The sequence below is a fragment of the Streptomyces sp. NPDC057623 genome, from assembly GCF_042800355.1.
Lineage (GTDB): Bacteria > Actinomycetota > Actinomycetes > Streptomycetales > Streptomycetaceae > Streptomyces.
In genome coordinates this window covers 1-12076 of the sequence record NZ_JBHVGZ010000011.1, presented here as the reverse complement: position 1 = coordinate 12076, position 12076 = coordinate 1, and the positions used below count along the sequence as shown (strand labels likewise).

Below are 12076 nucleotides of genomic sequence, written 5' to 3'. Positions count from 1 at the left end.
TGTCTTCTTCTTCTACCCTTCTTCCTCTCTCCCCCCCCCCCCCTCCGCCCCCCCCCCCCCCTTCCTCCCCTTCCCCCCCCCCCCCCCCCCCCCGCCCCGCTCCTACTCGGCGGCCACCAACTCCCGCTCGTCCTCGTCGTCCTGAGACACCGTCGGCCTCCCCGGCAGGAACAGCGCCACGACCACCGCGCCGAGCACCGCGACGCCCGCGCCCCACAACGCCGTGACGTGCATCGAGTGCAGGAAGGCGTCGTGGGCCGCGCCGACGAGGGACTCGCCCTTCGGGCCGAGCCGCTCCGCCACGCCGAGCGTGGCCTCGATGGACTCGCCCGCGGTGTGCCGTACGCCCTCCGGCAGGACCGTGAGCCGGTCCTCGATGCCGTTGCGGTAGGCGGTCGACATGACGGAGCCGAGCACGGCGATGCCCAGGGCGCCGCCGACCTGGCGGAAGGTGTTGCTGAGCGCGGAGGCCGAGCCGGCCTTCTCGCGGGGCAGGGCCTGCATGATGACGACGCTGACCGGCGTCATGATGTGCGCCATCGCGGCGCCCATGAGGAAGAAGACGACCTCCAGCAGCCAGATCGGCGTGTCCGCCTCGAACGTGGCGAAGGCTGCCAGGGTGAGGGCGATGAGCAGCATGGCGCCCGTGGTCGTGGCCCGGTTGCCGAACCGGTCGACGACGAGCCGCGCCCGCGGCGCGAAGATCATCTGGGCGGCGGCGAGCGGCAGCATCAGCAGACCCGTCTCCAGCGGCGAGTAGCCGCGCACACTCTGGGTGTAGAAGACCGAGAAGAAGGTGACGCCCATCAGGGCGAAGAAGACCAGCGCGATGACGCCGATCGCGGCCGAGAAGACCTTGTTGCGGAAGTACGTGACATCGATGGACGGATGGTCGCTGCGCTTCTCGAACACCACGAAGGCGGCGAGGCCGGCGAGGCCGGCGGCGATCGTCGCGAGGACCGTCGGGTCCGTGAAGTCGGCGAGCTGGCCGCCCTTGATGATGCCGTAGACGAGCAGGACGAGCCCGACGACGGAGAGCACGACGCCGACGGGATCGATGCGGCCGGGGTTCGGGTCGCGCGAGTCCGGCACCAGCCACAGCATCAGCGCGAGCGCGAGCAGCACGATCGGGACGTTGATGAGGAAGACGGACCCCCACCAGAAGTGGTCGAGCAGTACGCCGCCGGTGATGGGTCCGATGGCGATGGCGAGCCCGACGCCGCCGGCCCAGATGCCGATGGCCTTGGGCTGCTCGTCGCGCTCGAAGACGTTCATCAGCACGGCGAGGGTGGCCGGCATGACGAAGGCGGCGCCGAGGCCCATCACCGAGCGGAAGGCGATGAGCTCGCCGGGCGAGCCGGAGAACGCGGCGAGGGCGGAACCGATCCCGAACACGGCCAGCCCGCCGAGCAGGACCTTCTTGCGGCCGAGCCGGTCGCCGAGGATGCCCGCGCTGAACAGCAGGCCGGCGAAGACGAGGGTGTAGGCGTTGATCGCCCACTCCAGCTCGCTCTGGGTGGCGCCCAGGCCGGTCGGGGCCGGGGTCGAGATGGTCTTGATGGCGACGTTGAGGATGGAGTTGTCGAGGACCACGATCAGCAGGCTCAGCATCAGCACGCCGAGGATCGCCCAGCGGCGCCGGTGCACGGCTTCCGGTATGCGGGGGGCTGTGGCGGCGGGAGAAGTCATGCCGCCGAAGCTACCCGATTTACGATACGGAACCGTCTCGTATCTTAATTTCTTACCGAGAACTTACGCGCGGCGGTCACGCGGCGGAAGTCACGCGGGGTGGCCTAGCCCTCCTTGGCACGAAGTGCCACCATGGAGGGGATCCGGGGACGCCGTCAGGGCGCCTCGAGATGACAGAAGGAGCCGTTGCAATGACGCAGCTTTCGGCTGCCCAGACGCCTCAGGCGAAGCCCTCCGACGGCAGCAGCAAGGCGCTGTACGGGGGGAAGGGCACACGCCGCATCACCGTCCGGGACATCGCCCTCGCCAAGGAGCGGGGCGAGAAGTGGCCCATGCTCACCGCCTACGACGCGATGACCGCGTCCGTCTTCGACGAGGCCGGGATCCCGGTCATGCTCGTCGGCGACTCGGCGGGCAACTGCCACCTCGGGTACGAGACCACGGTGCCCGTCACGCTCGACGAGATGACCATGCTGTCGGCCGCCGTCGTACGGGGCACCTCGCGCGCCCTGATCGTCGGCGACCTGCCCTTCGGGTCGTACCAGGAGGGCCCCGTGCAGGCGCTGCGCTCGGCGACCCGGCTGGTCAAGGAGGCCGGCGTCGGCGCCGTGAAGCTGGAGGGCGGCGAGCGCTCGCACGAACAGATCCGGCTGCTGGTCGAGTCCGGCATCCCGGTGATGGCCCACATCGGCCTCACCCCGCAGTCCGTCAACGCCATGGGCTACCGCGTCCAGGGCCGCGGCGAGGAGGCGGCCCAGCAACTGCTGCGCGACGCCAAGGCGGTCCAGGACGCGGGCGCCTTCGCGGTCGTCCTGGAACTGGTGCCGGCGGAGCTGGCGGCCGAGGTGACCCGCGTCCTGCACATCCCGACGGTCGGCATCGGCGCCGGAGCGGAGACCGACGCGCAGGTCCTGGTCTGGACGGACATGCTGGGCCTGACCGGCGGCCGCGTCCCCAAGTTCGTCAAGCAGTACGCCGACCTCCGCGAGGTCATGGGCAACGCGGCGAAGGCGTTCGCGGACGACGTGGTCGGCGGAACGTTCCCGCTGGAGGAGCACTCCGTCCACTGAGCCCTTCCGGGTCCTGCCGGGGCCCACCGGGACCCACCGGGACCCGGCCCACAGAGCCACTGCGGCACCACCACGACAGCCCGCCGATCTTCCCCCGTCGGCGGGCTGTCCCCCCTTTGCGCCTAAACCGGCGCCGCTCTCGCGGACCTGGTTGCTCGGCGTCGTGGTTCCTCAACCGACGGTTGCTCTGCGTGGTCGTGGAAATGAACTCGGCCCGGATCGCGGCGACCGGCGCCACCCTGTTCGCTCGATGAACGACGGGGTGACGTGGCGCGCAAGCGCGGGCCGCGCCACCCCTTGAAGTCCCGGAGTAACCGGATCGCCGGTGCTCAGCGGCGTCGGTACGACTCCACATAGCCGGGCGCGGGTGTGCCCACCCCGGTCACGTCGTCGTAGCCCTTCACGGCGCTCAGTGAGCTGTCCTTGCCGAGGGAGCGTACGGACGTGGTCAGGCCGCCCGTCGCGTCGTAGCCGTTGACGTAGTCGACGCGCGCGACCGCGAGACCGGAGCCCGTCGGGTTGTCCGTGACGTCGTGGTAGGCCCTCGACCCGTGGCGCGCGTAGATCGACGGGTTGGCGAACCCGATGGGCTGCCCGCCGCGGGCCTCCTGCGCGAGGGCCTGGACGGCCGCGACGACCGGCGCGGCGAGCGAGGTGCCGCCGATGCGGTACTCGTCGTACGCCTGCGTCTTCCCGTCCGGCAGGGTCTGCGTCTGGCCCACCAGGAACCCGGTGTTCGGGTCGGCGATCGCCGCGATGTCCGGCACGACGCGGTTGCCGTCGGTGCTGTTGGCCTTGGCCAGCGCGTCCGGCACGACGCCCTGCTGCCAGTACGGCTCGGCGACGGTCCTGCTGGTGCCGCCGCCCGCGCCCGAGTTGAAGGCGCCGGGGAAGTCGGTCCAGCTCCTGCCGTCGGCCGACAGGACCGCCTTCTCGGTGCCCCAGCCGGTCTCCCACAGGTACTTGTCGCCCTTGCCGACCGCCAGCGAGGTGCCGCCGACCGCCGTCACCCACGCCGAACTCGCCGGGATGTCGACCTGCTTGGTGCCGCTGCTCGCGACCTCGTCGCCGTCGTCGCCGGAGGAGTAGTAGAAGCCGATGCCCTCGACCGCGCCGAACTGGAAGACCTGGTCGTAGGCGGCCGCGAGGTCCGGCGTCTGGGCGGCCTCGGTCTCGCCCCAGGAGTTGGAGACGATGTCGGCCAGGTGGTTGTCGACGATCTTGCCGAGCGAGTCGAGCAGGTCCTGGTCGGTGCAGGAGGCGGCCCCGACGTACGTGATCTGCGCGGCGGGCGCGACCGCGTGCACGGCCTCGACGTCGAGGGTCTCCTCGCCGTACCAGCCGGCCGCGCCGCAGTCCTCGGTGTTCGTGTACTGCGCGGGCAGGACCTGGCGCAGCTGGCCGGTGGTGTAGGCCGCGTCGCCGTGCCTCTTCGCGTAGGTGGCCGCGTCGTAGGCGATGGTCGGGGAGGCGTACGCGTCGGTGATGGCGACGCGCACCCCCTTGCCGGTGTGCTTGCCCGCGCCGTACGCCGCGCGCAGCTGCTTGCCGGTGTAGCCCTTGACGGCGTACGGGATCTTCGTGCCGTACGCGTCCGGCAGCGTGCTCGCCACGTTCGAGCCGTGGTACGTCGAGAAGGGCCCCGCGTTGCGGAACACGGTCTCCGGCTGCGGCAGCCGGTCCTTGTGGCTCGCCAGGTGCGGTGCGTCGTCCAGGCCGGTGACGGTCAGGACGGAGTCCTTCAGGCCGACCGGGACGGAGGCGGTCGCCGCCGGCGCACGATAAGTCCTGGCGCCCTTGGTGTAGTTGTGCAGCTGGGTGCCGAACGCCTTCTCCGCGGCGGCCACATCGCCGGAGACGGCGACGTAGTGCTGCGTGACGCCCGTGACCTTCAGCCCCGCCGCCGTCAACCAGCTCTTGACGGCGGCCACTTGGGCCTTCGTCGCGCCGAAGCGGGCCCGGGCCCGGTCGGCGCTGAGGTACTTGCCGTACGACGCCGAACTCGGTCCGAGACGGCCTTCGCGTAGGCGGCGAGGCCGGCCGCGTCCCGGCCCCGGAGGTAGACGCGTGCCGAGACCCGGGCGCTGTCCGAGGTCGCGCCCCGGTCCGCCCTGGCCGTGGCCCAGGCGGGCTTGGTGCCGGTGAGCGCGTCCCGGCCCTGCTGGTCCGCGGCCTGCGCCGCGGGTACGCCGAGCGTCAGCGCTCCGGCGAGCAGAGGCAGTGTCGCCGCCAAGCTCACCGAGGCGCGCAGCGCGGCGCGTCGATATCTCATGGAATCCCCTGTGCGGTTCGTGTGCGCGAGTGGATCACCCGACGGTGGCCACTTAAGCGACGAACCGTTCACGCCAGGGGAATGCCCGGCCCAAGAAGGTCCCAACTAACCTAATGACAAAGCCATTTCGAGGGGGCCGTCGCGGACGCCGGTCACGACCGCGGCTTCGCGCCCCGCTCCGCCAGCATGTCCTTCATGAGGTCGATCTCCGACCGTTGAGCGTCCACCATGCCCTGCGCGAGCTGTCTCTCCACCCCGACCGTGCACCTCTCGACACAGCCCTCGGCCATGTGGACGCCGCCCTTGTGATGGTCCGTCATCAGCTGGAGGTAGAGCACCTCGGCCTGCCTGCCGCTCAGCCTCTCCAGCTGCTTCAGCTCCGTCCTGGTCGCCATCCCCGGCATCAGCGAACCGTCCCCGACGGAGGGCATGTCGCCCATGTCCATCCAGGTCATCGGCGGGTCCGACGACACCTTCGGCAGCCCCCACAGATCCAGCCAGCCCAGCAGCATGCCGCGCTGGTTGGCCTGTGTCTGCGCGATGTCGTACGCCAGGAGCCGCACGTCCTTGTCGTCGGTGCGGTCCCGCACGATGAACGACATCTCGACCGCCTGCTGATGGTGCACCGCCATGTCGCGCGCGAACCCGGCGTCCGCCGAGTCCGCACCCGGCGTCGCGCTCGAACCACCGTCCTCGGCGACCGCGTAGGTGAGCCCGCCGACGGCGACGAGCACGGCCGCCGCGGCCCCCGTGATCCAGCCGACGTGCCGCCTCACTCCGACAGACCGCCCGTGCAGACCGCGCCCTTCTCGGGCGTCTGCTCGCCCTGGACGTACTTCTGGAAGAACTTGTCGACGTTCGGGTCCTTCGCACCGGTCACCGTGCGCTGCACTCCCCACGCGGTCAGCATGATCGGATCCTGCTGCTTCTCGTCCGGGCTCATCAGCGTGTACGGCGTCTGCTCGACCTTCGCCGCCAGCGCCTCGACATCGGCCTTGGCCGCCTTGGAGGTGTACGTCACCCAGACCGCGCCGTGCTCCAGCGAGTGCACGGCGTTCATGTTGTCGACCGCCTTGGTGTAGACGTCGCCGTTGCAGTTCATCCAGGCCCGGAGATGGTCACCGCCGACCGGGGGCTCCGTCGGGTACTTCACGGTCGTCGTGACGTGGGTGCGCCCGAGCGTCCCCTTCCAGACCTTCTCGCCGTCCTCGCCCGCGACGAGCCGACCCGTGGTCTTGACCTTGTCGTCCTGCTTCTCGGGCTCCTTCGACTCGGCGTTGCTGGACTGAGCCCGCAGAAGGAAGACACCTCCGACGACCAGCCCCGAGACCACCACCACACTGGCCGCGATCGTGAAGATCCGGTTGCGCCGCTCGCGGGCCCGGTCGGCGCGCCGCATCTCCTCTATCCGCGCCGTGCGCGACGCGTTGCTCTTGTTCTTGGCGGAACCCATGAGGTGTTGTCCTTCTGGGGAAAGGGACGGTCGGGTCCGCTGATCGTAATGGGGAAGGTGGGATCTCTCGTAGAGCGGTGACGGGAAAGGCCGGATCGGGGCGACCGGTCGGCGGTTCTTTCGAGCCGGACGCGGGGACGGATCTTTCGGACCGGATATTTTGAACGGCGGATGCGCATTATCTACGCTGCCCCCATGCGGCTGTTGCGCTCCACCGACCTGGCACTGCGGCTCCTCATGCGGCTCGCCGTCCTGGGGGACGCCATGCCGACGACCCGCGAGGTCGCGGCCGGCATGGAGGTGCCGTACACGCACGCCGCCAAAGTGGTCGCCGAGCTTCAGCACATGGGCCTGGTGGACGCCCGCCGGGGCCGCGGCGGCGGGCTGTCGCTCAGCGAGCGGGGCCGTACCGCGTCGGTCGGCGCGGTCGTGCGCGCGTTCGAGGGGGACGGCGACGTCGTCGAGTGCGAGGGCGACAGCCCCTGCCCGCTGCACTCCGGGTGCCGCCTGCGCGGCGCGCTGCGGCGGGCCCAGGAGGCGTTCTTCGCCTCGCTGGACCCGCTGACGGTGGCCGACATGACCGCGGACCCCACCGGCCCGCTGCTCCTTCGGATCGGCCGGACGCCGACGCCCTGAGGCCCGGCCCGGCTCAGCCCTCGTGCGCCAGCCAGAGATCAGGCCCGAACACCTCGTAGTGGATGTCGGCCGGTGCCACGCCCTTCTCGATCAGCCGCGCCCGCACCGCCCGCATGAAGGCCAGCGGACCGCACAGGTACGCGCGCGTGCCCTGCGGTACGGCGACGTCGGTGAGGTCGACCAGGCCGGTGCGGTGGGAGGCGTCACTGTCGTCGGCGTCCGTCTCGTACCAGAAGTGGACCGACGCGTCCGGCAGCTTCCCGGCGTACGTCTCGTGGTCGGCGCGCAGGGCGTGCTCGGCGGGGGAGCGGTCGCCGTGCACGACGACCACCGGACCCGTGTGCCCGCTGTCCACGAGCTGCCCCAGCATGGCGACCATCGGCGTCACACCGATGCCGGCGGAGGCGAGGAGCAGCGGCGCCCGTGTGCCGGTGCCGGTGAGGACGAGATCGCCGTAGGGCGCCGACAGGCGCAGCCGGTCGCCGACGTGCACGCGCGCGTGGAGGTGGTTCGAGACCTCGCCGTCGGGAGCCGAGCCACCGCCCGGCACCCGCTTCACGCTGATCTGGCGTACGGGTGAGCCGGGCGCGGCGGACAGGCTGTACTGGCGTATCTGCCGGGCCCCGTCCGCCAGCTCGACCTGGACGGAGACGTACTGCCCGGCCCGGAAGTCCGCCGCCGGACGGCCGTCGGCAGGCCGCAGCCGGAAGGTGGCCACGTCGGCGGTCTCCTCGACCCGCCCGACGACCTCCCACTCCCGCCACCCGCCCCCGCCCCGCTCCTCGTGCAGCCGCTTCTCGATCGCGACCAGCGCGTTCGCCATCAGCCAGTAGACCTCGTCCCAGGCGGCCGCGACCTCGGGCGTGACGGCCTCGCCGAGCACGTCCGCGATGGCGGCGAAGAGGTGCTCGTGGACGAGGGCGTACTGCTCCGCCGTGACGCCCAGGGAGGCGTGCTTGTGGGCGATGCGGCCCAGCATCGCGTCGGGCCGCTCGTCGGGGCGCTCCACGAGGTGCGTGGCGAACGCGGCGATCGAGCCCGCCAGGGCCTGGCGCTGGGTGCCGGCCGCCTGGTTGCCGCGGTTGAAGAGGTCGCGCAGCAGCTCGGGGCGGGCGGCGAAGAGCCCGGCGTAGAAGCGCTCGGTGATCTCACCGATGGCCCCGCCGACGACGGGAAGGGTGGCACGCACGGTGGCGACGGACTGCTCGGACAGCATCGGGTCTCCTCAGGCTCGATCGGGCGGTGCGAGGGCGACCGTCCGCCACCATTAAAACTTGCATCTGAAATACCAATTAAAGCGGGGTGGGTCCTGTGGGGCCGGGCATTACGGATGTCGGTCCGAGCAGGCAAGATGGGCGGCAGAGCAGTTCACCGGTACCACGGAGGGACACCCGCCGTAGGCCGGGAGTTCAGCCCTCGGTCGCCTCGGCGATCAAGGTGCGCAACGCGCCTGAAATGGTGTTGTGGTGTGATGCTCAGGTGCCCGACCGCCTCCCGCTGCACCGGAGACAGGCGGCCTGACCAGCAAGGATGGGAAGCGGAAGATGGACAAGCAGCAGGAGTTCGTGCTCCGGACGTTGGAGGAGCGCGACATCCGGTTCGTACGCCTGTGGTTCACGGACGTGCTGGGCTTCCTCAAGTCCGTGGCCGTGGCCCCCGCCGAGCTGGAGCAGGCCTTCGACGAGGGCATCGGCTTCGACGGCTCGGCGATCGAGGGCTTCGCCCGCGTATACGAGTCCGACATGATCGCCAAGCCGGACCCGTCGACCTTCCAGATCCTGCCCTGGCGCGCCGAGGCCCCCGGCACCGCCCGCATGTTCTGCGACATCCTCATGCCGGACGGCAGCCCGTCCTTCGCGGACCCGCGCTACGTCCTCAAGCGCGCCCTGGCCCGCACCTCCGACCTGGGGTTCACCTTCTACACCCACCCGGAGATCGAGTTCTTCCTCCTGAAGGACCGCCCGCTGGACGGCTCGCGCCCCACCCCGGCCGACAACTCCGGCTACTTCGACCACACCCCGCAGAACATCGGCATGGACTTCCGCCGCCAGGCGATCACCATGCTGGAGTCGATGGGCATCTCGGTCGAGTTCTCCCACCACGAGGGCGCCCCCGGCCAGCAGGAGATCGACCTGCGCTACGCCGACGCGCTCTCCACGGCGGACAACATCATGACGTTCCGCCTGGTCATGAAGCAGGTGGCGCTGGAGCAGGGCGTACAGGCGACCTTCATGCCGAAGCCGTTCTCCGAGCACCCCGGCTCGGGCATGCACACGCACCTCTCCCTCTTCGAGGGCGACCGCAACGCGTTCTACGAGTCCGGCTCGGAGTACCAGCTCTCCAAGGTCGGCCGCTCCTTCATCGCGGGCCTGCTCCGCCACGCCGCGGAGATCTCCGCGGTCACCAACCAGTGGGTCAACTCCTACAAGCGCATCTGGGGCGGCTCCGAGCGCACCGCGGGCGCCGGCGGCGAGGCCCCGTCGTACATCTGCTGGGGCCACAACAACCGCTCGGCCCTGGTCCGTGTCCCGATGTACAAGCCCGGCAAGACGGGTTCGGCCCGGGTCGAGGTCCGCTCCCTGGACTCCGGCGCCAACCCCTACCTGGCGTACGCCGTCCTGCTGGCCTCCGGCCTCAAGGGCATCGAGGAGGGCTACGAGCTCCCGCCGGGCGCCGAGGACGACGTCTGGGCCCTCTCCAACGCCGAGCGCCGCGCGATGGGCATCGAGCCCCTCCCGCAGAACCTCGGTGAGGCGCTGACCCTCATGGAGAACAGCGACCTGGTCGCCGAGACACTGGGCGAGCACGTGTTCGACTTCTTCCTGCGCAACAAGCGCCAGGAGTGGGAGGAGTACCGCAGCGAGGTCACCGCGTTCGAGCTGCGGAAGAACCTGCCGGTGCTGTAGACGCCGGGCAGAGCATGCTGCTGCCGGTCGACGAGTGAGGGTGACGGTGGCTGACCGTCACCCTCGCAACGTTCATGTGCGTTCTGCGGGGTCAGCCACTGTTCTCGCCTCGTCCTGAGGGTCGCCAAGGATCGATTTCGCCTGGTTGTCCACCAGTCGAGTAAGAACCTGCTGCGAGTAGCCGAAAACAATGGCCCATGCGACGATTTGAGCCGATGAGTCCAGTGCCGTCAGGCCGGGCACGAATCCGCCGCGAATAAACAGGAGCCCGAGTGGGGCGGTAAGTGCTCCAGTCGGCAGTTTCAGTGCCGCGAGAACCAGTGACACATTGTACGGTGTCGTGGTCCCCCTCATGTGGCGGAGCGCGGTGGCGGCAGAGAGCCCTGCGGATACCAGGCCGATAATCTCCACTACAAAGTAGTCGGCGACATCAACGGCCTTCGTGTTGGGGAATGCGGGCGAGCCCCACGGGGCCACCCCCAAAGGGCAAACGGTGAAATAGTCTCCCTCCGATGTCTGAGGGACGAAACACAACGGGACGGCGTCCGGCCGTACCGCACCCATGACTGCCACGGCCGCAGCGGCAACCGTCAGCCCCGTGCAGACGATGGTCACGATGCGCACGAAGCTGCGAATCCGCAGAGACTTGTTGATTCGTGCTTGGTTCGCAGCCGCCAGCGTATCCAGGACGGTCTCACGCTCGGATTCCTTGAGAGGCGGAAGATCGTCTTGATGATTGATTCTCCCGGAAATCGCGTCGGTGATACTCTCCACGGCATTCCTGCGCGGATCGCTGTTCGAGAGGTTCTCCCGCACCGCGCCAAGGATCGCAGGCATCATGGATGCCGTTTCGCTGAGATTTGCCACGCGCAGGTACAGGATGAATGCAGCATCAAAATGAATCTGAGCGACAGCTACTGATGAAGCTTTGCCCCCAGGGGTTTCGAGAGCGTGTTGACACATTTCGAGTTGCCGGAAGGCCGTCTTGAGCAGAGGATTTTCGGCATCGCTCGCCAACTTCACCGCCAGCCGCCCGCCGAGATCGATGACTCGGGCCGAAGTCACCGCACGCTGTTGATGTGCCGTGCCGAGCAGTCTCCGTCGGATGAAACTCATGATCCGACTGTGTGACACGGCTGGCGTTGGCGCACTCTTCTCTGCATCGTTCGAGGGACGTCGCGGGCGAATCCCCGCTCGCCGTGCGGCGCGGGGACGTGGTGGCGGCCCCGCGCCCCTGTCGACTACCGGGCTGCCGGCTTCGACAGGACCTCGTGCAACGGCTCCGTAGCCCTGCGGCGGTACTCCTGGATCGACCAGCCGTTGCCGTCCGGGTCCTTGAAGTACATGAACGTGGCGCCGTCGTCGGGGGAGTACTGCACGGGCTCCGAGACCTCCAGACCGCGCTCCACCAGTTCCGCGTGCGCCGCCTTGATGTCGGCCACGCAGAGCTGGAGGCCCTGGTAGGAGCCGGGCTGGGGAACGGTCTCGCCCTTGGTCAGGTCCCAGATGCTGTCGCCGAGGGCGATCGAACAGCCGGAACCCGGCGGGGTCAGCTGGACGATGCGCATGCCCGGCATGACCTCCTGGTCGATGTCGACGTGGAAGCCGACCTTGTCCCGGTAGAAGTCGCGGGCCCGGTCGATGTCGCTCACGGGCAGCGGGATCACTTCGAGAGTGAAGTCCATTACTGGTCCTCCATGGAGAATCGCCAACGGGTCTGGCCGAACGGCTCACCCTTACCGAAGCCGAAATCGATGCTCTGCGCCACCGCGATGACAGCTTCCGTCACTTTCCAGGGCACCGCCCCTGCAGCGAGCCTCCCCAGGGGGCTCCGCCCCCTGGAACCCCGTCGGCCTGAACGGCCTCGTCCTCAAACGCCGGACGGGCTGAAGGGGACTGGACCGGCGTCGGAGAGTGCCCGTATGCCCGAGGTCTTGGTGCACCCCCACGGGCCCGGCAGCCGCGTACGGCGGCAAGGGGACGCGTCGGGGGGTGTCCGCCCGCAGAGTCCGGTGTCAAGGCTCGGCACCTCCTGGCAAAAGCCCAACGC

9 protein-coding genes and 1 pseudogene are annotated in these 12076 nt (G+C 69.6%); 3 read left to right on the top strand and 7 right to left on the bottom strand.

The annotated features are described in order from the left end of the window. Window positions 1-102 precede the first annotated feature (102 nt). On the bottom strand, window positions 103-1689 hold the full coding sequence (locus ACFU95_RS14110) for an MFS transporter (RefSeq protein ID WP_383826601.1): 1587 nt from the start codon (window positions 1687-1689) through the stop codon (window positions 103-105). Window positions 1690-1880: 191 nt separating this feature from the next. On the opposite strand from ACFU95_RS14110, the gene panB reads away from it, so the two are divergent. After that, entirely contained in the window at window positions 1881-2759 is an 879-nt protein-coding gene (panB, locus tag ACFU95_RS14105; RefSeq protein ID WP_383826598.1) for a 3-methyl-2-oxobutanoate hydroxymethyltransferase, read from the top strand. A gap of 329 nt (window positions 2760-3088) precedes the next feature. On the opposite strand, the pseudogene ACFU95_RS14100 reads toward panB, so the two are convergent. The 3 genes and pseudogenes from ACFU95_RS14100 to ACFU95_RS14090 form a co-directional block, all read right to left on the bottom strand. After that, window positions 3089-5031, bottom strand: a pseudogene (locus ACFU95_RS14100) (protease pro-enzyme activation domain-containing protein). 152 nt (window positions 5032-5183) lie between these two features. Continuing rightward, entirely contained in the window at window positions 5184-5807 is a 624-nt protein-coding gene (locus ACFU95_RS14095; RefSeq protein ID WP_383826595.1) for a DUF305 domain-containing protein, read from the bottom strand. After that, entirely contained in the window at window positions 5804-6484 is a 681-nt protein-coding gene (locus tag ACFU95_RS14090) for a DUF3105 domain-containing protein (RefSeq protein ID WP_383826592.1), read from the bottom strand. Before ACFU95_RS14090 ends, ACFU95_RS14095 begins: the two co-directional genes overlap by 4 nt. Window positions 6485-6679: 195 nt before the next feature. Between ACFU95_RS14090 and ACFU95_RS14085 the strand changes: the two genes are divergently transcribed. Then, window positions 6680-7120, top strand: coding sequence for an RrF2 family transcriptional regulator (locus ACFU95_RS14085; RefSeq protein ID WP_383826589.1), 441 nt, complete (start codon window positions 6680-6682; stop codon window positions 7118-7120). A 13-nt stretch (window positions 7121-7133) separates the two neighbouring features. Here the strand turns inward: ACFU95_RS14085 and ACFU95_RS14080 are convergent, their stop codons facing one another. Beyond that, complete coding sequence (locus ACFU95_RS14080) at window positions 7134-8336, bottom strand: globin domain-containing protein (protein ID WP_383826586.1); 1203 nt, start codon at window positions 8334-8336, stop codon at window positions 7134-7136. A gap of 328 nt (window positions 8337-8664) precedes the next feature. On the opposite strand from ACFU95_RS14080, the gene glnA reads away from it, so the two are divergent. Continuing rightward, window positions 8665-10026 carry a type I glutamate--ammonia ligase gene (gene glnA / locus ACFU95_RS14075; RefSeq protein ID WP_383826583.1) on the top strand — a complete coding sequence of 454 codons (1362 nt, stop codon included), beginning with the start codon at window positions 8665-8667 and terminating at the stop codon, window positions 10024-10026. Window positions 10027-10098: 72 nt separating this feature from the next. Here glnA and ACFU95_RS14070 read toward each other — a convergent pair whose 3' ends face one another. Continuing rightward, window positions 10099-11142, bottom strand: a complete 1044-nt coding sequence (locus ACFU95_RS14070) for a hypothetical protein (protein WP_383826580.1) — start codon at window positions 11140-11142, stop codon at window positions 10099-10101. A 125-nt stretch (window positions 11143-11267) separates the two neighbouring features. Further along, entirely contained in the window at window positions 11268-11711 is a 444-nt protein-coding gene (locus ACFU95_RS14065; protein ID WP_383826577.1) for a VOC family protein, read from the bottom strand. Window positions 11712-12076: the final 365 nt, after the last annotated feature.